The sequence below is a fragment of the Caldimonas hydrothermalis genome (genome assembly GCF_056746695.1).
The window spans coordinates 51,523-72,330 of sequence record NZ_JBWQXA010000003.1 but is presented as its reverse complement, the minus strand read 5'-3'; the positions used below and the strand labels follow the sequence as shown (position 1 = coordinate 72,330).

At 68.6% G+C, this 20,808-nt stretch carries 22 protein-coding genes; 14 read left to right on the top strand and 8 right to left on the bottom strand.

Annotation, left to right across the window (positions count from 1 at the left end):
- Positions 1-28 precede the first annotated feature (28 nt).
- Genes eno through AC1ECW_RS05350 form a run of 4 tightly spaced genes read left to right on the top strand, consistent with a single transcriptional unit; the run spans position 29 to position 2,908 of the window.
- The gene (eno, locus tag AC1ECW_RS05365; RefSeq protein WP_409704952.1) at positions 29-1,312 is read left to right on the top strand and encodes a phosphopyruvate hydratase; all 1,284 of its coding nucleotides are present in this window, start codon (positions 29-31) and stop codon (positions 1,310-1,312) included.
- Between the two features lie 9 nt (positions 1,313-1,321).
- Complete coding sequence (gene ftsB, locus AC1ECW_RS05360; RefSeq protein ID WP_409704950.1) at positions 1,322-1,603, top strand: cell division protein FtsB; 282 nt, start codon at positions 1,322-1,324, stop codon at positions 1,601-1,603.
- A gap of 22 nt (positions 1,604-1,625) precedes the next feature.
- Complete coding sequence (gene pnuC, locus AC1ECW_RS05355; protein ID WP_409704948.1) at positions 1,626-2,267, top strand: nicotinamide riboside transporter PnuC; 642 nt, start codon at positions 1,626-1,628, stop codon at positions 2,265-2,267.
- The gene (locus AC1ECW_RS05350) at positions 2,264-2,908 is read left to right on the top strand and encodes an AAA family ATPase (protein WP_409704946.1); all 645 of its coding nucleotides are present in this window, start codon (positions 2,264-2,266) and stop codon (positions 2,906-2,908) included. Before pnuC ends, AC1ECW_RS05350 begins: the two co-directional genes overlap by 4 nt.
- Positions 2,909-2,913: 5 nt before the next feature.
- On the opposite strand, the gene hslO is transcribed toward AC1ECW_RS05350, so the two are convergent.
- Positions 2,914-3,885 carry an Hsp33 family molecular chaperone HslO gene (gene hslO / locus AC1ECW_RS05345; protein WP_409704944.1) on the bottom strand — a complete coding sequence of 324 codons (972 nt, stop codon included), beginning with the start codon at positions 3,883-3,885 and terminating at the stop codon, positions 2,914-2,916.
- On the bottom strand, positions 3,885-4,409 hold the full coding sequence (locus tag AC1ECW_RS05340; RefSeq protein ID WP_409704942.1) for a gamma carbonic anhydrase family protein: 525 nt from the start codon (positions 4,407-4,409) through the stop codon (positions 3,885-3,887). Before AC1ECW_RS05340 ends, hslO begins: the two co-directional genes overlap by 1 nt.
- A gap of 35 nt (positions 4,410-4,444) precedes the next feature.
- Here AC1ECW_RS05340 and AC1ECW_RS05335 point away from each other — a divergent pair, with 35 nt between their 5' ends.
- The 3 genes from AC1ECW_RS05335 to AC1ECW_RS05325 all read left to right on the top strand — a co-directional run bounded on the left by AC1ECW_RS05335 (position 4,445) and on the right by AC1ECW_RS05325 (position 6,981).
- Positions 4,445-5,272, top strand: coding sequence for a ferritin-like domain-containing protein (locus AC1ECW_RS05335; RefSeq protein WP_409704940.1), 828 nt, complete (start codon positions 4,445-4,447; stop codon positions 5,270-5,272).
- 114 nt (positions 5,273-5,386) lie between these two features.
- Positions 5,387-6,214, top strand: a complete 828-nt coding sequence (locus AC1ECW_RS05330) for a basic amino acid ABC transporter substrate-binding protein (protein ID WP_409704938.1) — start codon at positions 5,387-5,389, stop codon at positions 6,212-6,214.
- A gap of 14 nt (positions 6,215-6,228) precedes the next feature.
- A complete protein-coding gene (locus AC1ECW_RS05325; protein WP_409704936.1) occupies positions 6,229-6,981 on the top strand; it encodes an amino acid ABC transporter permease in 753 nt (250 codons plus the stop codon).
- 57 nt (positions 6,982-7,038) lie between these two features.
- Here the strand turns inward: AC1ECW_RS05325 and AC1ECW_RS05320 are convergent, their stop codons facing one another.
- The gene (locus AC1ECW_RS05320) at positions 7,039-7,632 is read right to left on the bottom strand and encodes a MarC family protein (RefSeq protein ID WP_409704934.1); all 594 of its coding nucleotides are present in this window, start codon (positions 7,630-7,632) and stop codon (positions 7,039-7,041) included.
- Positions 7,633-7,804: 172 nt separating this feature from the next.
- Between AC1ECW_RS05320 and AC1ECW_RS05315 the strand changes: the two genes are divergently transcribed.
- Complete coding sequence (locus tag AC1ECW_RS05315; protein WP_409704932.1) at positions 7,805-8,743, top strand: porin; 939 nt, start codon at positions 7,805-7,807, stop codon at positions 8,741-8,743.
- 47 nt (positions 8,744-8,790) lie between these two features.
- On the opposite strand, the gene xerD is transcribed toward AC1ECW_RS05315, so the two are convergent.
- Entirely contained in the window at positions 8,791-9,690 is a 900-nt protein-coding gene (gene xerD, locus AC1ECW_RS05310) for a site-specific tyrosine recombinase XerD (RefSeq protein WP_409704930.1), read from the bottom strand.
- A gap of 58 nt (positions 9,691-9,748) precedes the next feature.
- Entirely contained in the window at positions 9,749-10,723 is a 975-nt protein-coding gene (locus AC1ECW_RS05305) for a tripartite tricarboxylate transporter substrate binding protein BugE (protein ID WP_409704928.1), read from the bottom strand.
- Positions 10,724-10,915: 192 nt separating this feature from the next.
- On the opposite strand from AC1ECW_RS05305, the gene AC1ECW_RS05300 reads away from it, so the two are divergent.
- Positions 10,916-11,821, top strand: coding sequence for an AEC family transporter (locus AC1ECW_RS05300; protein ID WP_409704926.1), 906 nt, complete (start codon positions 10,916-10,918; stop codon positions 11,819-11,821).
- Between the two features lie 6 nt (positions 11,822-11,827).
- Here AC1ECW_RS05300 and queG read toward each other — a convergent pair whose 3' ends face one another.
- Positions 11,828-12,919 (bottom strand): tRNA epoxyqueuosine(34) reductase QueG, encoded by a 1,092-nt coding sequence (gene queG, locus AC1ECW_RS05295; RefSeq protein ID WP_409704924.1) that lies wholly within the window; start codon positions 12,917-12,919, stop codon positions 11,828-11,830.
- On the opposite strand from queG, the gene tsaE reads away from it, so the two are divergent.
- Both tsaE and AC1ECW_RS05285 read left to right on the top strand, forming a co-directional pair.
- Positions 12,914-13,384: a tRNA (adenosine(37)-N6)-threonylcarbamoyltransferase complex ATPase subunit type 1 TsaE gene (tsaE, locus tag AC1ECW_RS05290; RefSeq protein WP_409704922.1), complete on the top strand. Its 471-nt coding sequence runs from the start codon at positions 12,914-12,916 to the stop codon at positions 13,382-13,384. The two genes, queG and tsaE, sit on opposite strands and share 6 nt — an antisense overlap.
- Positions 13,381-14,730, top strand: coding sequence for an N-acetylmuramoyl-L-alanine amidase (locus AC1ECW_RS05285; RefSeq protein WP_481201354.1), 1,350 nt, complete (start codon positions 13,381-13,383; stop codon positions 14,728-14,730). Before tsaE ends, AC1ECW_RS05285 begins: the two co-directional genes overlap by 4 nt.
- Here the strand turns inward: AC1ECW_RS05285 and AC1ECW_RS05280 are convergent.
- Both AC1ECW_RS05280 and AC1ECW_RS05275 read right to left on the bottom strand, forming a co-directional pair.
- The gene (locus AC1ECW_RS05280) at positions 14,685-16,133 is read right to left on the bottom strand and encodes a S8 family serine peptidase (RefSeq protein ID WP_409704916.1); all 1,449 of its coding nucleotides are present in this window, start codon (positions 16,131-16,133) and stop codon (positions 14,685-14,687) included. The genes AC1ECW_RS05285 and AC1ECW_RS05280 overlap by 46 nt on opposite strands.
- 279 nt (positions 16,134-16,412) lie before the next feature.
- The gene (locus AC1ECW_RS05275) at positions 16,413-17,054 is read right to left on the bottom strand and encodes a DedA family protein (protein ID WP_409704914.1); all 642 of its coding nucleotides are present in this window, start codon (positions 17,052-17,054) and stop codon (positions 16,413-16,415) included.
- Between the two features lie 61 nt (positions 17,055-17,115).
- Between AC1ECW_RS05275 and mutL the strand changes: the two genes are divergently transcribed.
- Genes mutL through AC1ECW_RS05260 form a run of 3 tightly spaced genes read left to right on the top strand, consistent with a single transcriptional unit; the run spans position 17,116 to position 20,803 of the window.
- A complete protein-coding gene (mutL, locus tag AC1ECW_RS05270; protein WP_481201353.1) occupies positions 17,116-18,921 on the top strand; it encodes a DNA mismatch repair endonuclease MutL in 1,806 nt (601 codons plus the stop codon).
- Positions 18,922-18,948: 27 nt separating this feature from the next.
- Positions 18,949-19,902: an alpha/beta hydrolase gene (locus AC1ECW_RS05265; protein WP_481201352.1), complete on the top strand. Its 954-nt coding sequence runs from the start codon at positions 18,949-18,951 to the stop codon at positions 19,900-19,902.
- Positions 19,847-20,803, top strand: a complete 957-nt coding sequence (locus AC1ECW_RS05260) for a pseudouridine synthase (protein WP_409706508.1) — start codon at positions 19,847-19,849, stop codon at positions 20,801-20,803. Before AC1ECW_RS05265 ends, AC1ECW_RS05260 begins: the two co-directional genes overlap by 56 nt.
- The last annotated feature ends 5 nt before the right edge of the window (positions 20,804-20,808 follow it).

Genomic DNA, 20,808 nt, shown 5'->3' with positions numbered 1-20,808 from the left:
CTCAACCGCAACTGCCGAAAGGAACACAATGAGTGCCATCGTCGACATCGTCGGCCGCGAAATCCTGGACAGCCGTGGAAACCCCACCGTCGAGTGCGACGTGCTGCTGGAGTCCGGCGTGATGGGCCGGGCGGCCGTGCCGTCGGGGGCGTCCACCGGCTCGCGCGAAGCCATTGAGCTGCGCGACGGCGACAAGGGCCGCTACCTGGGCAAGGGCGTCCTCAAGGCCGTCGAGCACATCAACACCGAGATCTCCGAAGCCGTGATGGGCCTGGATGCCTCCGAGCAGGCCTTCCTCGACCGCACCCTGATCGACCTGGACGGGACCGACAACAAGAGCCGGCTGGGCGCCAATGCCACGCTGGCCGTCTCGATGGCCGTGGCCCGCGCCGCCGCCGAGGAATCCGGCCTGCCGCTGTACCGCTATTTCGGCGGCTCGGGCTCGATGCAGATGCCCGTGCCGATGATGAACGTCATCAACGGCGGCGCACATGCCAACAACAACCTCGACCTGCAGGAGTTCATGATCCTGCCGGTGGGCGCCCCAAGCTTCCGCGAAGCCGTGCGCTACGGCGCCGAGGTCTTCCACGCGCTGAAGAAAATCCTCCACGACCGCGGCATGAGCACCGCCGTGGGCGACGAAGGCGGTTTCGCCCCCAGTGTGGCCAGCCACGAGGCGGCCATCCAGCTCATCCTCGAGGCCATCGACAAAGCCGGCTACACCCCCGGCGAACAGATTGCCCTGGGCCTGGACTGCGCCGCCAGCGAGTTCTACAAGGACGGCAAGTACCACCTCGAAGGCGAGGGCCTCGCGCTCAGCGCGGGTCAGTGGACCGACATGCTGGCCGCCTGGTGCGACAAGTACCCCATCGTCAGCATCGAGGACGGCATGCACGAGGGCGACTGGGACGGCTGGAAGCTGCTGACCGAGCGCCTGGGCCGGCAGGTGCAACTGGTGGGTGACGACCTCTTCGTCACCAACACGAAGATCCTGAAGGAAGGCATCGACAAGGGCATTGCCAACTCGATCCTCATCAAGATCAACCAGATCGGCACCCTGACCGAAACCTTCGCTGCCATCGAGATGGCCAAGCGCGCCGGCTACACCGCCGTGATCTCGCACCGCTCGGGCGAGACCGAGGACGCCACCATCGCCGACATCGCCGTGGGCACCAACGCCGGCCAGATCAAGACCGGCTCGATGTCCCGCTCGGACCGCATCGCCAAGTACAACCAGCTCCTGCGCATCGAGGAAGACCTTGGCGACGTGGCCACCTACCCTGGCCGAGCAGCCTTCTACAACCTGCGCTGAGCTTCTTGCATGAGCGCGCGCTTCGTCACCCTGGGCCTGCTGGCCTTGCTCGGCGCCGTGCATGCCGAGCTATGGCTGGGCAAGAACGGCCTGCCCCGGGTGATGGAGCTGCAAGCCCGCCTGGACGAACAGCGAGCGCGCAACGACGCCGCCCGCGCGCGCAATGAGCAACTCGCCGCCGAGGTGCGCGACTTGCGCGAGGGGCTGGAGATGGTCGAGGAAAAAGCCCGCCTCGAACTGGGCATGATCAAGCCCGACGAGATCTTCGTCCAAGTGATGCCGCGCCGATGAAGCGCTGGCAGATCGCCTGACGATGGACGGCTTGCTCGCCGCGGCAGCACCGCTGATGGTTGCGGCCTTTACGCTGTGGGGTGCGGCAGTCACCTGGCTCGAGATCGTGGCCGTTGGGCTGGCGCTGGCCATGGTGGTGTGCAACATCCGGGTGATCCATTGGGGCTGGCCGCTGGCGGCGGCCAGTGCGCTCCTGTACTTCCTGCTCTTCTGGCAGCACAGGCTCTATGGCGATGCGGGCCTGCAAATCTTCTTCGCCACGGTGGCCCTGTGGGGCTGGTGGCAATGGCTGCGCGGCCGTCGTGCCGACGGCTCCCGCCTGGAGGTGCGGCATCTCGGTTGGCGGGGACGGGTGGGTGCCGTGCTCACCGTGGCGCTGACCTGGCCCCTGCTGGGCTGGTGGCTGGACCACCACACCGACACCGATGTGCCCTACTGGGACGCCTTCCCCACCGTGGCCAGCGTGGTGGCCCAGATCCTGCTCGCGCGCAAGTTCGTCGAGAACTGGCCCGCCTGGCTGGTGGTCAACCTCGTGGCGCTGGCCTTATTCGTCCACAAGGCCCTGTGGCTCACCGCCACGCTCTATGCGGTGTTCGCCATGGGCTCGCTGGTGGGCTGGCGGGCCTGGCACCGGCGGGCCGCCGCAGCCCGGTCGCCGGCATGATCGTCGCACTGCTGGGGGCCGAGAGCACCGGCAAGACCGACCTGGCCCTGGGCCTGGCCGATCGGGCCCGCGCGCTGGGGCTGCGAGCCCACGCGGTGCAGGAGTATCTGCGGGAGTTCTGCGACCGGCAGGGCCGCACGCCACGGCCCGAGGAGCAAGGGCACATCGCCGAGGAACAGACGCGCCGCATCCTCGCAGCCGCAACAGCCCATGAGCTCGTCTTTGCCGACACCACCGCCGTGATGACCGCGGTCTATAGCGACCTGTTGTTCGACGACCCCACGCTGTACGACAGCGCCTTCGAGGCCCATCGCCGCTGCAGCCTGACGCTGGTGACCGGGTTGGACCTGCCCTGGACCCCCGACGGCATCCAGCGCGACGGCCCCCATGTGCGCACGCCCGTCGACGAGCGGCTGCGCCAGCGCCTGCAGGCGGCCGGCGTGGCCTACAGCGTGATCTATGGCCGCGACGCCCAGCGATTGGAAGCGGCTTGGCGGGTCGTGGAGACCGCCTTGCGCGCCAAGGGACGGCTGACCGCCCCCGCGTCGGATGCCGCGCCACGTCTGCGCCCATGGTGCCGCGAGTGCCTGGTGCCCGAATGCGAGCACCTGCTGCTGCGCCGGCTGACGGACCAGCCCTGAACGCCCTATTGCACCGCCGCCGGCCCCGGGGGGTGGTCACGCCCCGGCGTGAACAGGCTGCCCACGTCCACCGCGTCGAATTGATAGCGCGCGCCGCAGAAGTCGCAATCGATCTCGACCCGGCCCTGCTCGGCCACGATGCCTTCAATCTCCTCGCGGCCCAGCCCGAGCAGCATCTGACCCACGCGCTGGCGCGAGCACGAGCAGGCGAACCGCGGGCCCTGCGGCCCGGTGAGCGGCTCGAAACGACGCACCGTCTCCTCCCAGAAGAGCCGTCGCAGCACCGTGTCCGCGTCCAGTCCGAGCAGTTCCTCGCGCGTGAGCGTCGAGGCCAGGTGGGCAATGCGGTTGTAGTGTTCGTTCAGTCCGATGTCGTCCTCCCGGGCCCGGCCTGAGGCCAGGTTGCCCTCACCCTCGACGGGCAGGCGCTGGATCAGCAGACCCGCAGCCACCTGGTCGTCGGCCGCCAGGATGAGCCGGGTGTCGAGCTGTTCGGACTGCAGCATGTAGTGCTCCAGCACCTGGGCCACGTCCTGCAACGGCTCGCGGTGGTCGCCATGCAGGGGCACCACCCCTTGGTAGGGCTGCTGCCCCGGCAACCGGTCCTTGGGGTCGAGCGTGATCGCACACCGGCCCCGGCCATGCACGTTCACCAGGGCCTCCAGCCGCGCCGAAGGCACCACCTCGCCCAGCACCTTGGCCGTGGCGCGCACCCGCAGGTCGGGTTGCACCTCGACGACGGCCAGACGCACAGGCCCGTCGCCCTGGATCTGCAGCACCAGCGAGCCGTTGAACTTGATGTTGGCCTGCATCAGCACACCGGCGGCCGTCATCTCGCCGAGCAGGCGGCGCACCGGCTCGGGGTAGCCACCGGCGGCCTCGCGCCGGCGCAGCATGTCGGTCCAGGCATCGGTCAGGCGCACCAGCATGCCGCGCACGGGCAGGCCCTCGAACAGGAACTTGTGCAGTGCTGACATCAGCCGATCCTCTTGAGCCCGGCGCGGAACCGCCGCGCGTTGTGCACGTAGTGCGCTGCCCCCAGGCGCAAGCGCTCCACCTGCTCGGGCGTGAGCTGCCGGACCACCTTGGCCGGCGCGCCCAGAATCAGCGAACCGTCCGGGAACTCCTTGCCCTCGGTCACGACCGAGCCGGCCCCCACCACACAGCCCTTGCCGATGCGCGCGTTGTTCAGCACGACGGCCTGTATGCCGATGAGCGATCCGTCGCCGATCGTGCAGCCATGGAGCATCACCTGGTGCCCCACGGTCACCTCCTCGCCGATGGTCAGCGGCACACCCAGGTCGGCATGCAGCACCGAGTTGTCCTGGATGTTCGAGCCCCGTCCGATGCGGATGGCCGCCGTGTCGCCGCGGATCACGGTGCCGAACCACACACTGCTGTCCTCGGCGAGGTGGACATCGCCAATCACCTGGGCCGATTCGGCCACCCAGGCGGTCTCGTGCACGGTGGGGATCAGCTCATCGAGCTGGTAAAGGGCCATGGACTGCTCCTGAAGAGGGGATAATTTTAAGTTCCATGACGACTTCCCTCCCGGCAGCCTCCTCGCCCGCCTCGTTGCGACAGCGCGCCTTGCAGGTGCTTTGCCTGCGCAACCCTGCGGACAAGGCTGCCCAGGCCCGAGCCCTGGTGGCCGACGCCCAGGCCGGCTTGGACATCGGATGCGACGAGCCGCTGACGCCCCTGCCCGGCCTGCCGGGGCGCCCCGAGCGTCCCAGGCTCGTGCCTCCCGCCGAGGTGCCACGCCGCTCGCCCCACACGGTGACGGGACGGGCCGCCTTGTTGCACGCCATCGCCCACATCGAATTCAATGCCATCAACCTGGCCTTGGATGCCGTCTGGCGCTTTCCCGGCCTGCCCGCGGCCTACTACCGCGACTGGCTGCGCGTGGCCGGCGAAGAGGCCCTGCACTTCTCGCTGCTGCGCGAACATCTGCGCAGCCTGGGCCACGACTACGGCGACTTCGAGGCCCACGATGGCTTGTGGGCCATGGCCGACAAGACGCGCGACGACATTGTGGCCCGCATGGCCCTGGTGCCGCGCACGCTGGAAGCCCGCGGCCTGGACGCCACGCCGTTGATCCAGTCTAAGCTCGCGAAGGCCGGCGATGCGCGCGCCGTCGAGATCCTGGACATCATCCTGCGCGACGAGGTGGGCCATGTGGCCATCGGCAACCACTGGTACCGCTGGCTGTGCGAGCGCCAGGGGCTGGACCCCCTGGCTCACTACGAGACCCTCGCCCGGCGCCACGAGGCCCCTCGATTGAAACCCCCCTTTAACCACGGCGCGCGGCGTCGCGCCGGCTTCACGCAAGCCGAACTGGATCGGTTGGAACGCCCGCTCTAAAGATCGGGGGCGGCCCACCCGCCCGGCGGGGATGGCCCGCGCCGGGCTTACACTGCGCCCTACGTTGGCGCCGCAGGGGCGGCGCCCGCAACCGTTTTTCCTTTCGAGGACCTCATGACTTCGCTGAACACCCGTCGTTTCCTGAAAGTCGCCGGCCTGATCGCTGCCGGCCTGTGGTTGGCCGCCTGCGGCAAGCAGGAACCGGCCGCCCCCGCGGCCGCACCGGCCGCTGCTCCCGCCAAGGTGTATGTCGTGGGCACCGATGCCGCCTATGCCCCGTTCGAGTCGCAGAACGAACGCGGCGAGATCGTCGGCTTTGACATCGAGATCGTCAGCGCTATCGCGGCCAAGGCCGGCATGGAGGTGAAATTCGTCAACACCCCCTGGGAAGGCATCTTCAACTCGCTGAACCAGGGCGACCGCGACCTGCTGGTGTCGGCCATCACGATCACCGACGAGCGTCGCCAGTCCATGGACTTCACCGCGCCCTACTTCGACGCGGTGCAGCTCATCGCCGTGCGCCAGGACAGCCCCGTGACCAAGTTCGAAGACCTCAAGACCCTGAAGGTCGGGGTGCAGACCGGGACCACCGGCGACGAGGTCGTCACCCAATTGCTGGGCAAGGACAACGCCAACGTGCGCCGCTTCGAGTCCACCCCGCTGGCGCTCAAGGAGCTCGAGTCGGGCGGCGTGGATGCCGTGGTGGCCGACAACGGCGTGATCAACCACTATGTGGCCAACAACAGCTCGGCGGCTTTCAAGACCGTGAGCGACAGCTCCTTCGCGCCCGAGCAGTACGGCATCGCCGTGCGCAAGGGCAACACCGAGTTGCTGGCCAAGCTCAATGAAGGTCTGGCCGCCATCCGAGCCGATGGCACCTACGACCGCATCTACGCCAAGTACTTCGGCGCACCGGCGGCGGCACCGGCCGCCTCCAAGTGAGCGCCTGAGCCCGCATGGACCTGCGCTGGGAAATCCTGGCGGGCTATGGCCCGCTGTTCGCCACCGGCCTGTGGATGACCATCCAGCTCACGCTGGTGGCCATCGGTGCGGGCATGCTGCTGGGCGTGGGGCTGGGGCTCATCAGCAGCTCGGCCGATGCGCCGGCGCCCAAGGCCTGGCCGCTGCGCGTCGGGATGGTCGCGGCCCGTGGGCTCACGCTCGCCTACGTGACCTTCTTCCGCGGCACGCCGCTGTTCGTGCAGATCCTGCTGGTGCATTTCGCGCTGATGCCCACGTTGGTGCACCCGGACCACGGCCTGCTGCTCACGGGGCCGGCCGCCATCAGCTTCCGCCAGGAGCACGGCGCCTTCTTCTCGGGGGCGCTGGCCCTCACGCTGAACGCCGCCGCGTACATCTCGGAAATCTTCCGGGCGGGCATCCAGAGCATCCACCGTGGACAGGTGCAGGCGGCCTACAGCCTGGGCCTCACCCACGGCCAGGCCATGCGCAACGTGGTGCTGCCCCAGGCCTTCCGTCGCATGGTGCCGGCCTTCGTGAACGAGGGCATCACCCTGATCAAGGACTCCTCGCTCGTCTCGGCGATCGGCCTGGCCGAGCTGGCACTGGCCGCACGCACCGTGGCCGGCGCCTACTCGCGCTACTGGGAGCCCTACCTCGCGATCTCGGCGATGTACCTCATCCTCACGCTGACGCTCTCGCTGCTGGCCAAACGCCTGGAAGCCCCCGAGCATCTGCGCGGCCGATAGACCGCGCCTCCCGCAGACACCGCGGATCCGGCGGCGCCGGCTCCGCCGGTGTCGCCCTCACCCGAAGAAATAGCGCTTCAGGCCCGCGAGGATCATCTCGACGGCAATGGCCGTCAGCACCAGACCCATGAGCTTCTCGATGGCCGAGACCATCGAATCGCCCAAGAGCCGGCGCAGCCGGTCGGCCGCCAGCAGCACCGCCCCGCACACAAGCATGGCCGTGGACAGCGCCCCCACCCATTCCAACAGCCGCTCGGGCTGGCGCGAGGCCAGCAGCAGCACCGTGGCCATCGCCGAGGGCCCGGCCAGCAAGGGCACGGCCAGCGGGAAGATGAAAGGCTCACGCCCGGTGCCAGCCGCGTAGATCTCGCCCCCGGACGCGAAGATCATGCGGATCGCGATGATCAGCAGGATCACCCCCCCGGCCACCTCCAGGGAGCGTTCGGACAAATGCATCAGCTCCAGGAAGGCGCCACCGGCAAACATGAAGCCCAGCAGCACGACGAAAGCGATGAGCACTTCGCGCACAGCCACCCGGGTGCGGCGCTCGGGCGGCACGCCGCGCAGCACCGAAATGAAGATCGGCAGACTGCCGAAGGGGTCGAGCACCAGCAGCAGCAGGATCAGAGCAGAGAGAAAGTTGTGGTCCATGGGCCGCGATTGTGCGCGAGGCCGGATCTGTTGCGCCGCCGCGTCATCTCTCTCAGATCTGAAGCAAGCCGGGGCACAGACTTCCTAAAATGACAGGTTCATGACAAGGGCTGCCCATCGATGATGGCAACCCTGATTTCTCATCACCCGTTTTCCCCTCACAAGGAACTCCATGAAAAAGCTCCAAGTCGCCCTGGCGGCCCTGGCCGCACTGAGCGCGGGCTCGGCCCTGGCCCAAAGCAGCGTCAACATCTACGGCCGTATGAACGTCTCCATCGAGCGCCAGAAGGCCGGCGGCACCTCCACCACTGTGATGCAGAACAATGCCTCGCGCATCGGCTTTCGCGGCACCGAGGACCTGGGCGGCGGCCTGAAGGCCGGCTTCGTGCTCGAGCATGGCTTGAACGCCGACACCGGCGCTCAAACCCAACCCGAGTTCTGGGCCCGTCAAAGCGAACTGAACCTGTCCGGCGGCTTTGGCATGCTGCGCCTGGGCCGCTACACCAGCGAAGCCTATTTCGCCACGGCCGATTACGTGAGCATGCACAACCACGACACGGGCACCTCGGCCGATGCCCTGTATGCCTACGTGACCCGCGACACCAACAAGATCGCCTACCGCACCCCCGATCTGGGCGGTCTGACGCTGGAGGCGGCCATGTCGCTGAAGGAAACGCAGGCCGACCACAGCTACGATCTGGCCGCCAATTACGCCATGGGGCCGCTGCAACTGGGCGCCGGCTACTCCAAGCTGGGCGACCAGAATCAATTCGCCGTGCGCGCCTTGTACAGCCTGGGCGACTTCACCTTCGGCGGCTATGTGCAGCGTGACGAAGACGGCTTCGGCACCGGCCTGGGCAAGCGCACCAATGTCCGCCTGTCCGGCATGTATGCGATGGGCGCTTCGGAATTCCATCTGAACGTGGGCCGCGCCGGCGAATACGACAACGCCAACGACAGCGATGCCACCCAGTACACCCTGGGCTACAACTACAACCTGAGCAAGCGCACGAAGCTGTACGCCTTCTACACCAAGCTCAACGACGGCTCGGCTGCCGTCTACGGTGGCGACTTCAGCTCCTTCGCCCTGGGCCTGCGCCACAACTTCTGATCGCGCTTCGGCCTGATCGCAAAAGCCGGCCTGCGGGCCGGCTTTTTTCATCCCCTTGGATGGTGCTGCGCATGCAGCTGGCGCAGGCGCTCCCGTGCCACGTGGGTGTAGATCTGCGTCGTCGAGATGTCCGCATGCCCCAGCAGCATCTGCACGGCGCGCAAATCGGCCCCATGGTTGAGCAGGTGGGTGGCAAAGGCATGGCGCAGTGTGTGAGGGGACAGTGGCTGGGTGATGCCCGCCGTGCGCGCATGCTTTTTCACCAGCGTCCAGAACATCTGGCGTGTCATGCCCTCACCCCGCTGGGTGACGAACAGGTCCCGCGCGGCGCGGCCGCCCAGGATGAGCGGCCGCGATTCGGCCAGGTAACGCCGCAGCCAGGCGTGGGCCTCCTCGCCGAAGGGCACCAGGCGCTCGCGCGCGCCCTTGCCCAGCACCCGCAACACGCCTTCGTCCAGCCCGACATGCACGGTCTTGAGCGTGACCAGTTCGCTCACGCGCAGGCCGCTGGCATACATCAGCTCCAGCATCGTGCGATCGCGCAGACCCAGCGGCGTCTGCGTGTCAGGTGCGCCCAGCAGGGCCTCGACCTGGGCTTCGCTCAAAGTCTTGGGCACGCGCAGGGGTTGGCGGGCCGCCTCCAGGCGCAAGGTGGGGTCGGCCTGGACGAGCCGCTCGCGCAGGGCCCAGCGAAAATAGCGGCGAAAGACCGTGAGTTGCCGGTTGGCCGTGCTGGCCTTGGTCTGCGCACGGTACACGGCATAGGCGCGCAGGTCGGTCTCGGTGGTGGCATCCAAGGCCTTGCCGACCTGGCCGTCGAGCCAGCGCGCATACAGCCTGAGGTCTCGGCGGTAGGCCGCCAGCGTATGGGCCGACAGACCCTCCTCCACCCACAGCGCATCGGCGAAGCGGTCGATGCTGGCCAGGCTCTCGGTCAGTGCAGACATGGACAAAGGCCGCCGCCCGGAGGCGACGGCCGTTCGTCAGGGCAAGCGCGGGACCGGCTCAATCGAGCTTGAGCTTTTGCTTGTCCACCACCTGCTTGTAGACCTCGAACTCGGCCTTGGTCTGGGCGGCGAACTGCTCGGGCGTGTTGCCCACGATGATCGAACCGGTGGCCTCGATGCGGCGGCGCACGTCCGGATCCTGCAGCGTCTGGCGCACGGCGGCATTGATCTTGTCGACCACCTCCTTGGGCAGCCCCTTGGGCCCGTGGATGCCGTAGTAGGCCATGCGGTTGACCGGCTCCAGACCGACTTCCTTGAAGGTGGGCACGTTCGGCAGCACCGACAGGCGCTCAGGGGCGGCCACGACGATGGGAACCAGGCGGCCGTCCTTGATGAAGGGCAGCGCCGAGGGCAGGTTGTCGAAGATCATCGGCACTTGACCGGCCACGGTGTCGTTGAGTGCCGGACCCGCCCCACGGTAGGGAATGTGCGTGATGAAGGTGCCCGACAGCGACTTGAACAACTCCATCTGCAGATGGCCAATGCCACCGGTGCCCGAGCTCGAATAGCTGTACTTGCCGGGGTTGGCCTTGAGCACCTGCAAGAAGGTCTTGTAGTCCTTGGCAGGGAAGGACGGATGCAAGGCGATCACGTTGGGCGTGGCCGCGATGTTGATGATGGACGTGAAATCGGTCAGCGGGTTGTACGGCGTCTTGGGATTGATGGCCGGGTTGGACGCAGTGGTCGACACCGTGGCCATGCCCAAGGTGTAGCCGTCGGGCTGGGCGCGCACGATCTCGGCCGCGCCGATCAGGCCGCCACCGCCGCCGCGGTTGTCCACCACCATCTGCTGGCCCAGCGGGCCCTGGATCTTCTCGGCAATGATGCGGGCGATGATGTCGGTGGTGCCCCCGGGCGCAAAGGGCACGATGAGTCGCACGGGCTTGGCAGGATAGGCTTGGCTCCAGGCCGCCCCACTGAAGGCAAGTGCGGCGGGCAAAGCGAGGGCGGCGATCAGGTGTCGGCGCTGCATGGAGGTCTCCTTGTGTGGGACGATAGGACGGATGGTATCCGGCAAGGCGCCTGATGATACGGGCACCGTGGAGCCGCCGCCAATCCTGTGCGACAGGCCTGCGTCGGCGATTGTGGGAACTACGCATCGGGTTGGCCCGGACACGGCCTGCTGCGCTGGCACACTCGACACCGCCTGCCCATTGCCTGCGCCATGTCCGACGTCTCGCTGCTGCTGCCCGAATGCCTGCTCATCGTTTGCGGCTTTCTGCTGTGTCGCCACACGTCGCTCGACCGGGGGGTGTGGGAAGCCGTCGAACGGCTCGTCTACTACCTGCTGTTCCCGGTGCTGCTGTTCAACTCCATCGTCCGCAGCCCCCTGGAGTTCCAGACCACGCTGCCGCTGGCCGCGGCCGGCCTCGGGATCGTGGGGATGGGCGTTGCCGGCGCCTATGCGCTGCGACGGCTGCCTGGGGTGGATCCCCGGCTGCATGCCTCGGGCGCCCAGGTGGCCTTCCGCTTCAACTCTTATGTCGCACTGGCACTGGCCGACAAGCTGGCCGGCCCCGCGGGCGTGACCTGGACGGCGCTGCTGGTGGCGCTGGCCGTGCCCTTGTGCAACTTCGCTGCGGTGTACCCGCTGGCCCGGCATGGCGGCCATGGCTTTTGGCGCGAGATCGTGCGCAACCCGCTCATCGTCGCCACCGTGGGCGGTCTGCTCGCCAACCTCCTCGGTGTGCGTCTGGCGGATCCTCTGGCCTCGACGGTGCAGCGCATCGGCCAGGCTGCCCTGCCCCTGGGGCTGATGGCCGTTGGTGCCGGGCTCAAGCTCGGCGGCCTGTGGGCCGGCCCGGGCCTGGCCGCCGGACTGCTGGGCATCCGGCATGTGGGGCTGCCGGTGGTCGCGCTCGCGCTGGTGCACCTGCTGGGCGTACCGGCGGCCCAGCAACCCGTGGTGGTCGCCTTCGCCGCGATGCCCACGGCCTCCAGCGCCTACGTGCTGGCCGTGCGCATGGGCGGCAACGGCAGCTACGTGGCCGGCCTGGTTACCGTCTCCACGCTGCTGGGCATGGCATCGATCCCGGTGTGGCTGGCCGCCCTGCGATGGATGCAGGGCTGACCGCCATCACCCGGCCCGCTGCGCCAGCGCCCAGTCGATGTGTTCCCGCACCAGCGGGCTGGCCGCCTCGCGGCGATCCTGCAAGGCCTGACGCACGGCGGGATCGCCCGTCTCCCGCCAGGCATTGCCCAGCGCAACGGCCAGGTTGCGCAACCAGCGCTCGTGCCCGATCCGCCGGATCGGGCTGCCTTCGGTGGCCTTCAGAAACCGGGCCTCGTCCCAGGCGAACAGGTCCACCAGCGTGGCCTGCGCCCACACGGAACGCGCATCGAAGTCAGGCAGGACCGCGCGTTGCGCATACCGGTTCCAGGGGCACACCAGCTGGCAGTCGTCACAGCCGTAGATGCGGTTGCCCATGGCGCGGCGCAGCTCAACGGGAATCGGCCCCGGATGCTCGATCGTGAGGTAGGAGATGCAGCGCCTGGCATCGAGCCGGTAGGGCCCGACGATCGCCTGCGTGGGGCACACGCCGATGCAGGCCTGGCACGACCCGCAGTGGGCCGTGGTGGACGGTGTCGGGGGCAGGGCCAGGTCCACGTAGATCTCGCCGAGAAAGAACATCGAACCTGCCTCGCGCGAGAGCAACAACGTGTGCTTGCCCCGCCAGCCCAGGCCGCTGCGCACGGCCAGCTCGACCTCGAGCACCGGGGCCGAATCGGTGAAGACCCGATGGCCGAACGGCCCGATCGCCTGCGCGAGCCGCTCGGCCAGGGCCTGCAGCCGGCTGCGCAACACCTTGTGATAGTCGCGGCCGCGCGCATAGAGCGAGACGCCGGCCTGCGCCGGGGCCCGGTGCAGACGCTCCCATTCCACGGTCTGCCAGCCTTCGGGCAGGCTTTGGGGCAGGTAGTCCATGCGAGCCGTGATCACGCTCACCGTGCCGGGCACGAGCTCGGCGGGCCGCGCACGCTTCATGCCATGGGCGGCCATGTAGTGCATCTCACCGTGGAAGCCCGCCTCCAGCCAGGCACGCAGGCCGGGTTCGGCACTGCTCAGATCGACACCGGCCACCCCGATCTGGGAAAATCCCAACCCATGGGCCCAGTGGCGCAGTTGCACCAGCAATGCGGTGGGGTCGACGGCACGGTCTTGATGCATTCCACGATTCTAGGAAGCTCCTCCCTCCATTGGCCGGATGAATCGGCCTGCGAGGACTTCGCGCGTGCGCTGGCACGGCGCAGCGAACTGCATGACGCCTTCATCGAACTGCATGGTCCACTGGGGGCCGGCAAGACCACCTTCGTGAGGCACCTGCTGCGCGCGCTCGGGGCCACGGGCCGCATCAAGAGCCCCACCTACGCCGTGATGGAGCCCTACACGCTGCCGGACCTGCAGGCCTGGCACTTCGACCTCTACCGCTTCAGCGACCCGCGTGAGTGGGAGGATGCCGGCTTGCGCGACATCCTTACTGGCCCGGGACTCAAGCTCGTGGAATGGCCCGACCGCGCCGCCGGCCTGTTGCCGGTGCCCGACTGGCGGATGGAACTCCAGCCGGGCGACGACGACCAACGCGAGGTCATGATCACCGCCTACACCCCCCGCGGGGCCGCGCTGCTCGGATGAAGCGGCGGCACTTCCTCCATCGCACCGGCGGCCTCGTGCTGCTGCTGGGCGCCAGCGACATCGCCTTCGGTGCGGCCATCGTCGCCGTGCGCGTGTGGCCCGCCCCCGACTACACCCGCGTCACGCTGGAAAGCGACACACCCTTGCAGGCGCGTCATTTCGTCACCAGTCAGCCCGATCGGCTGGTGGTGGACATCGACGGGCTCGAACTCAGCCCCACGCTGCGCGAGATCGTCGGCAAGGTGCGCGCCGACGACCCCTATATCGCCGGCGTGCGGGTGGGGCAGAACCAGCCGCGCGTCGTGCGCCTGGTGATCGACCTCAAGCAGCCCGTGGAGCCGCAGGTGTTCACTCTTGCGCCGGTGGCCGACTATCAGCACCGGCTGGTCTTCGACCTGTACCCCACCATACCGATCGACCCGCTGATGGCCCTGATCCGCGAGAAGGAGGAGGCCGAACGCCGTGCCCAGGCCGCGCTGGACGATGCCCTGGGGGAGTTCATCGACCGCATCGGGGGCCGTGGCGGCGCGGCGAGCGCCACGAGCCCGCCCGTGGCGGCCGCACCGCCCCTGCCGGCGCCGAATGCGCCGGTGACCCGTCGCAGCGAGCTCGACGGCACGGCCCGGGGCCGCATGAACCGTCTGATCATCGTGGCCCTGGACCCGGGCCACGGCGGCGAGGATCCGGGCGCGATCGGCCCTGCGGGCACGCGCGAGAAAGACGTCGTGCTCGCCATCGCCCGGCGACTGCGCGACCGCATCAATGCCGAGCCGAACATGCGCGCGATGATGACGCGAGATGCCGACTTCTTCGTGCCCCTGCGCCAGCGTGTCGAGAAGGCCCGGCGCGTACAGGCCGACCTGTTCATCTCGATCCATGCCGATGCCTTCACCAACCCCAATGCACGGGGGGCCTCGGTCTATGCGCTGTCCGAGCGCGGAGCCACCAGCGAGGCGGCGCGTTGGCTGGCCAACAAGGAAAACGCCGCCGACATCGTGGGCGGCGTGAACGTGAAGCACAACGATGCGCAGGTGCTGCGTGCGCTGATGGACATGTCCACGACGGCCCAGATCAACGACAGCCTCAAGCTGGGCAGCGCGGTGCTGGGACACATCGGCAAGGTGGGCCGGCTGCACAAGCCTCGGGTCGAGCAGGCCGGTTTCGCCGTGCTCAAAGCGCCGGACATTCCGTCCATCCTGGTGGAGACGGCCTTCATCTCCAACCGGGAGGAAGAGCAAAAGCTCAGATCGGCCGCTTACCAGGACCAACTGGCCGAAGCGTTGATGAACGGCATCCGCCGCTACTTCGAGAAGAACCCGCCGCTGGCGCGCAATCGGCAAGTGTGAAGCCGGCGTGCACGCCAGGCGGCCAGGGCGAGCAGCGCCAGCCAACCCCAGGCCAGCGCACCGCCGCCGGAGCGGCCGGAACCGCCAGGGATGGGGCCATCGCGCACACGCAGCACAGCCGCCTCGGCGTCGAGCATGCCCGTGCCGCACATGCCGGGGTTGTTGGCGCAGTAACTGCCCGCAGGGTGCGGGCGCGCCGTCTCGGCCAGGATGGTGCGTACTTGAACAGGCGTCAAGCCGCCGTCCAGCGACATCATCAAAGCGGCTGCGGCCGACACGAAAGGAGTCGCCGCCGATGTGCCCCCCGTGACATCGCGCCATAGATTGGCCTGAGGTTGCCGTGTGCCGGTGTTGCCCAGCGAGACGATGGGCACCGTATCGCAAGGGGTGAGTCCGTCGATCGGACACCCACCGCCAGGCGCGGTCAGCATCACCTTCGAAGAGCGGTTCGAGTAGCCCGCCAATGCCCCCCGTGAAGTGTGCGCGCCGACCGCTATCACACCGTCACATCCTGCAGGCAGTCCCACAGAGGACTGTCCCTCATTGCCCGCTGCCGCCACGACCACAGCCCCTGCGGACTGCGCCGCGCGCACGGCATCGCGGATATAGCCGTAGGCACTGCTGTTGCAGTCCAGCCCGGGGAGGGAGCCCAGGCTCATGTTGATCACCTTCACCTGAGCGGCACTGGGGTTGACCGGCACACCGGCCACGGGGGCCCCCACAGCCCAACGCAAAGCGTCGGCGACATCGCTGAGCCAGCCCCCGCAGCGACCCAAGGCCCGAATGTGTTGCACCCTCACTCCCGGCGCTGCACCGGCGATGCCTTGGAGGTTGTGCGTCACGGCCGCCAGAATGCTGGCCATCTTCAAGCCGTGCCAAGAAGAGTCCGCGTTGTCAGGCTCGCAATAGTCCCCAGGGTCCGAAGGGTCGGGGTCCCGGCCGTCGCCATCTCCAGCCACCTCGACGCCTGCGATGGTCCCAGCCGACACGAAGTCATGGCCATCGATCTCGTTGGCTTCGAGATCGGCATGACGCACACGCCCGGTATCGATGAGCGCCACGATGACCGACGGGGATCCAATGAACGCCGCGCCGCCGACATCCCAGGCGTCGCTGAAACGGGCGCTGCCGATCACACCCTGGCTCGCCGGCTGAAGGGCCCACTGCTCGGGAAAGTGCAGGTCGTTGGGGATGAAGGCCTGCCGGCGCACCCAGACGTCCACGCCGACCGATTCCACCCCGGGCTGGCCGGCCAGAACCTGCGCGAGGGCCTGCGCTTCGCGCACCGTCTTGGGCTGAGGCATCTCGACCACGAAGGAACCATCGCCCAACGGATGTTTCAGGGTCAGCGCAACGCCGGCCTTCTGCGACAGCCCACGAATCCTTTCACGGGCTCGGTCCATGCGTTCAGTCGGCCCAAGCGGGCTCACTTGGCGTTGGGCCTGGACGTCCTCCTCCAACCGCACCACCAACCGGGTGGTCCTTTCGGGCGAGGCAGACCACTGCACGGCGTGAACTGCAGCGGCTGTCCAGCCGAGGATCAACACTAGCAAGCAGCGATACGATTTCACGGGGGAATGCCTCGGCTCAAGCGCGGCGGTGGGGGATTGTCGCCCATCCCGCGTGGGCATCCGACGCGTGGCGCACGAAGCGTCGTGTTGGATTCAACATTGCACCGCACCTTAGCGCGCCGCCCGCCGCGTCTTCCACGCCCCGTAGATGGCGATCAACCCCGGCACGATGATCAGCGCCCAGATGATCTTTTCCAGGTTGTTCTGGACAAAACTCAGGTTGCCGAAGAAGTACCCGGCCAGCGTGATGCCGACCACCCACAGGACGGCCCCCACCACGTTGTAGAGCGTGAACTTCGCACGGTTCATCTCGGCCACGCCGGCCACGAAGGGAGCGAAGGTGCGCACGAAGGGCAGGAAGCGCGCCAGGATGATGGTGATGCCGCCGTAGCGCTCATAGAACTCGTGCGCCTGGTTGAAGGCGCGCTTGTTGAACAAGCGCGACTGCTCCCATTGGAACACCTTGGGCCCGCAGTAGCGGCCGAGGGTGTAGTTGACCTGGTCGCCGGCGATCGCGGCCACCAGCAGCAACCCGATGGACAGCCGGATGTCCATCAGCCCTGCCCCACACATCGTGCCCACCACGAACAGCAGGGAATCGCCGGGCAGGAAGGGCATGATCACCAACCCGGTCTCGACGAAGACGATGGCGAACAGCAGGGCATACACCCAGGTCCCGTAGGTGGCCACGAAGCGGGCCAGATGCTCGTCGACGTTCAGGATGAAGTCGATCAGGAAGGTGATCAGTTCCATGGGCCGCGATTATCCCTGCCGGGGCCACGGCGGATGGGGCGCCCTCCTACAATCCCCGTGAATGAATGCTCCCCGCCTCCCCCCGCGCCGGCCCATCCGCGAACTGCCCGACGAGCTGATCAGCCAGATCGCCGCAGGCGAGGTGGTCGAACGCCCGGCCTCGGTGGTGCGCGAGCTGGTGGACAACGCCTTGGATGCCGGCGCCTCGGAGGTGACGGTGAAGCTGGTGGGCGGGGGCGTGCGCGCCATCGTCGTCGAAGACGACGGCCAGGGCATGCCGGCCGACGAGATGCCGCTGGCGCTGCGCCGCCATGCCACCAGCAAGATCGCCTCGCTGGCCGAACTGGAGCAGGTGCAGACCATGGGCTTTCGGGGTGAGGCGCTGGCGGCGATTGCCTCGGTGGCCGAGGTGGCCCTGTGCAGCCGGCCGCCCGAGGCCACCCACGCCCACCGGCTGGACGCCCGCTCGGGCGAACTGAGCCCGGCCGCACGCGGCGTGGGCACCAGCGTGGAGGTGCGCGAGCTCTTTTTCAACACGCCGGCGCGCCGCAAATTCCTCAAGACCGAAGCCACGGAGCTGGCGCATTGCCTGGAAGCCGTGCGCCGCCATGCCCTGGCGCGCCCGGACGTGGGCTTTGCCGTCTGGCATGAAGGCAAGCTGGTGGCCCAGTGGCGCCGCGGCAGCGGGGAGCAGCGGCTGCGCGACGTGCTGGGCGAGGACTTCATCGCGCAAAGCCGCGCGGTGGACGCCCGCTTCGGCCCGCTGCGCATCTTCGGACGCGCCGGCCTGCCCGATGCGGCACGCTCGCGCTCGGACCTGCAGTACTGCTATGTCAACGGCCGCTACGTGCGCGACAAGCTGATCGCCCACGGCGTGCGCTCGGCCTATGAGGACGTGCTGCATGGTTCGCGCCAGCCCAGCTACGTGCTCTTCCTCGACATCGCCCCGGAGCGGGTGGACGTGAACGTGCACCCCACCAAGATCGAAGTGCGCTTTCGCGACTCGCGCGAGGTGCACCAGGCCGTGCGCCATGCGGTCGAGGATGCACTGGCCCTGCCCCGGGCGGGTACGACACCGCAGGTGCCCGTCGGGCCGGGCCCGGTGGGCACGGGCCCTTCGGAGCAGTCGTCGGCACCGCGCTGGAGCCCGCCTGCGCAGGCGCAGCCCAGCCTGGGCCTGCAGCAAGCGGCCCTGCTGTTCGCGCAGGAGGCGCCGCCCGCCTGGCCCCGCCCGGCCGCGGCCGCGGCTCCCGCCCCTGCCCCGCACGCCTGGGATCCCGAGGACTGGCCGCTGGGCCGGGCCATCGCCCAGGTGGGTGGCATCTACGTGCTGGCCGAGAACGCCCAGGGCCTGGTGATCGTGGACATGCATGCGGCGCATGAGCGCATCGTCTACGAGCGCCTCAAGCAGCACCTGCAGGGCCGGCGCATCGAGTCGCAGCCGCTGCTGATCCCGGCCACTTTCGCGGCCACGCCGCAGGAAGTGGCCACGGCCGAAGCCTGTCACGAGGCCCTGCTCACGCTCGGGCTGGAGATCACGCCGCTGTCGCCCACCACGCTGGCCGTGCGTTCGCGCCCCACGGCCCTGGCCGATGCGAACGTGGTGGAGCTGGCCCGCAGCGTGCTGGCCGAGCTGGCCCAGTACGACGCCAGCAATGTCATCGAACGGGCCCAGCACGAGCTGCTGGCCACCATGGCCTGCCACGGCGCCGTGCGCGCCAACCGGCGCCTCACGCTGGACGAGATGAACGCCTTGCTGCGCGACATGGAACGCACCGAGCGTGCCGACCAGTGCAACCACGGCCGCCCGACCTGGCGACAGCTCACGCTGCGCGAGCTCGACGCACTCTTTCTGCGCGGGCGTTGAACTTTGACGGGGCTGACGGGGTCCGTGATGCCCATGATCAGCCTGCGACTCGCGCTTCGGTTTCTTCTCGTCGTCCTCACTGGCTCGGCCTTGCTGGCCGGCTGTGCGGTGCTCGACACCCAGCAGCGCCGCTGGATCTTCCAGCCCAGCAGCGAAACCTGGCGGGGTGCTGCCGACGCGGCGCAGGGCATGGACGAGCGGTGGATCGAGTTCGACTCGCGCTTACAAGCCGAGCGGGCCCGGCTGTACGCCCTGTGGCTGCCCCAGGACCGGCCCGATGCGCCCGTGCTGCTCTACCTGCACGGTGCCCGCTGGGACGTGCGCAGCAGCGCCCCGCGCATGCGCCGCATGCACGACCTGGGCTTTGCGGTGCTGGGCATCGACTATCGCGGCTTCGGGCAGAGCTCTGGCGATCTGCCTTCCGAACGCCTGGCCTACGAGGACGCCCGCGCCGCCTGGGACTGGCTGGCCGCCCAGCACCCCAACGCGCGCCGCTTCATCTACGGCCATTCGCTGGGGGGTGCGATTGCCACCCACCTGGCTTCGCAGGTGGACGATGCCGCCGGCCTGATCGTGGAGGCGAGCTTTCCCTCCATCCGCGACGTGGTGAGTACCTTCCGCTGGGGCTGGTTGCCGGTGGGGCCGCTGATCACCCAACGCTTCGAGGCGGCCGAGCACATCGCCCGCGTGAAGGCCCCGGTGCTGGTGGCCCACGGCAGTGCCGACCGCTTCATCCGCCCCGAGCTGGGCCGCCAGCTCTACGAGCGTGCGCCCGAGCCCAAGCGCTGGCTGCTGGTGGATGGCGGCAGCCACCACAACACCAGCGCCATCGGCCGGGACGACTATCGCGCAGCGCTGCGCGAGCTCTTCGGGCTGGGGCGAGCGCCGGACGTGGTCCAATCGCGGCTGGAACCGCCTTCCCGCCATGACATCCCGCTCCAAGCTGTCGCTGCCTCGCCGCCCGTCGTCCTCGCCCGCTGAACCGCCCCGCCGGCGCACCCGCCCGCCGGTGCGCGGCGCCGGATCGGCCCCGCGCTCGCGCGCCTTGCCTGCTGCGGCCCCGGCCGCGCCGGCCGTCGCGCCCGCGCCCGGGCCGACCACAGCCCCGGCGGCAGTGCAGCCGGGCGAGCGCCTGTCCAAGCGCATGAGTGAGCTGGGCCTGGCCTCGCGTCGCGAGGCCGACCTGTGGATCGAACGCGGCTGGGTGCGCGTGGACGGCCAGGTGGTCGACACCCTGGGCGCGCGTGTGCTGCCGCACCAGCGCATCGAGGTGGATCCGGCCGCTCGACACGAACAGGAACAGCGCGTCACCATCTTGCTGAACAAGCCGATCGGCTATGTGAGCGGCCAGGCCGAAGACGGATACGAACCCGCCGTGGTGCTCATCACACCCGAAAACCACTGGAGCCAGGATCCAAGCCCGCTGCGCTTGGGCCGACATCACCTGCGCAAGCTGGCGCCCGCTGGAAGGCTCGACATCGACTCGACGGGCCTGCTCGTGCTCACGCAGGACGGCCGCATCGCGCGTCACCTGATCGGCGAAGACTCCGCCGTGGAAAAGGAGTACCTGGTGCGTGTGGAGCACCCGCAGGCTGCGCACGCCGGTCCGCCGTCGCGGACCTTACCGCCCGACCAGCTGGCCCTGCTGCGCCACGGGCTCAGCCTCGACGGCCATGCGCTAAGACCTGCCCAGGTGAGCTGGCAGAACGAGCATCAGTTGCGCTTCGTGCTGCGCGAAGGCCGCAAGCGCCAGATCCGGCGCATGTGCGAGCTGGTGGGGCTGAAGGTCGTGGGGCTCAAGCGCATCCGCATCGGCCGCGTGGTGCTGGGCGCGCTGCCGCCGGGCCAGTGGCGCTACCTGGGGCCTCACGAGCGGTTCTGAAGCCC

What these genes read in the sequence shown, in the direction of transcription:
- AC1ECW_RS05315 (WP_409704932.1), top strand. Translation starts at nt 7,805, where the DNA reads ATGAAAAAGCTCCAAGTCGCCCTGGCGGCCCTGGCCGCACTGAGCGCG.
- tsaE (WP_409704922.1), top strand. Translation starts at nt 12,914, where the DNA reads ATGCATTCCACGATTCTAGGAAGCTCCTCCCTCCATTGGCCGGATGAA.
- AC1ECW_RS05300 (WP_409704926.1), top strand. Translation starts at nt 10,916, where the DNA reads ATGTCCGACGTCTCGCTGCTGCTGCCCGAATGCCTGCTCATCGTTTGC.
- AC1ECW_RS05350 (WP_409704946.1), top strand. Translation starts at nt 2,264, where the DNA reads ATGATCGTCGCACTGCTGGGGGCCGAGAGCACCGGCAAGACCGACCTG.
- AC1ECW_RS05280 (WP_409704916.1), bottom strand. Translation starts at nt 16,133, where the DNA reads ATGGACCGAGCCCGTGAAAGGATTCGTGGGCTGTCGCAGAAGGCCGGC.
- AC1ECW_RS05320 (WP_409704934.1), bottom strand. Translation starts at nt 7,632, where the DNA reads ATGGACCACAACTTTCTCTCTGCTCTGATCCTGCTGCTGCTGGTGCTC.
- AC1ECW_RS05340 (WP_409704942.1), bottom strand. Translation starts at nt 4,409, where the DNA reads ATGGCCCTTTACCAGCTCGATGAGCTGATCCCCACCGTGCACGAGACC.
- AC1ECW_RS05275 (WP_409704914.1), bottom strand. Translation starts at nt 17,054, where the DNA reads ATGGAACTGATCACCTTCCTGATCGACTTCATCCTGAACGTCGACGAG.
- AC1ECW_RS05265 (WP_481201352.1), top strand. Translation starts at nt 18,949, where the DNA reads ATGCCCATGATCAGCCTGCGACTCGCGCTTCGGTTTCTTCTCGTCGTC.
- mutL (WP_481201353.1), top strand. Translation starts at nt 17,116, where the DNA reads ATGAATGCTCCCCGCCTCCCCCCGCGCCGGCCCATCCGCGAACTGCCC.
- hslO (WP_409704944.1), bottom strand. Translation starts at nt 3,885, where the DNA reads ATGTCAGCACTGCACAAGTTCCTGTTCGAGGGCCTGCCCGTGCGCGGC.
- queG (WP_409704924.1), bottom strand. Translation starts at nt 12,919, where the DNA reads ATGCATCAAGACCGTGCCGTCGACCCCACCGCATTGCTGGTGCAACTG.
- eno (WP_409704952.1), top strand. Translation starts at nt 29, where the DNA reads ATGAGTGCCATCGTCGACATCGTCGGCCGCGAAATCCTGGACAGCCGT.
- AC1ECW_RS05285 (WP_481201354.1), top strand. Translation starts at nt 13,381, where the DNA reads ATGAAGCGGCGGCACTTCCTCCATCGCACCGGCGGCCTCGTGCTGCTG.
- AC1ECW_RS05260 (WP_409706508.1), top strand. Translation starts at nt 19,847, where the DNA reads ATGACATCCCGCTCCAAGCTGTCGCTGCCTCGCCGCCCGTCGTCCTCG.
- AC1ECW_RS05335 (WP_409704940.1), top strand. Translation starts at nt 4,445, where the DNA reads ATGACGACTTCCCTCCCGGCAGCCTCCTCGCCCGCCTCGTTGCGACAG.
- AC1ECW_RS05330 (WP_409704938.1), top strand. Translation starts at nt 5,387, where the DNA reads ATGACTTCGCTGAACACCCGTCGTTTCCTGAAAGTCGCCGGCCTGATC.
- xerD (WP_409704930.1), bottom strand. Translation starts at nt 9,690, where the DNA reads ATGTCTGCACTGACCGAGAGCCTGGCCAGCATCGACCGCTTCGCCGAT.
- ftsB (WP_409704950.1), top strand. Translation starts at nt 1,322, where the DNA reads ATGAGCGCGCGCTTCGTCACCCTGGGCCTGCTGGCCTTGCTCGGCGCC.
- AC1ECW_RS05305 (WP_409704928.1), bottom strand. Translation starts at nt 10,723, where the DNA reads ATGCAGCGCCGACACCTGATCGCCGCCCTCGCTTTGCCCGCCGCACTT.
- AC1ECW_RS05325 (WP_409704936.1), top strand. Translation starts at nt 6,229, where the DNA reads ATGGACCTGCGCTGGGAAATCCTGGCGGGCTATGGCCCGCTGTTCGCC.
- pnuC (WP_409704948.1), top strand. Translation starts at nt 1,626, where the DNA reads ATGGACGGCTTGCTCGCCGCGGCAGCACCGCTGATGGTTGCGGCCTTT.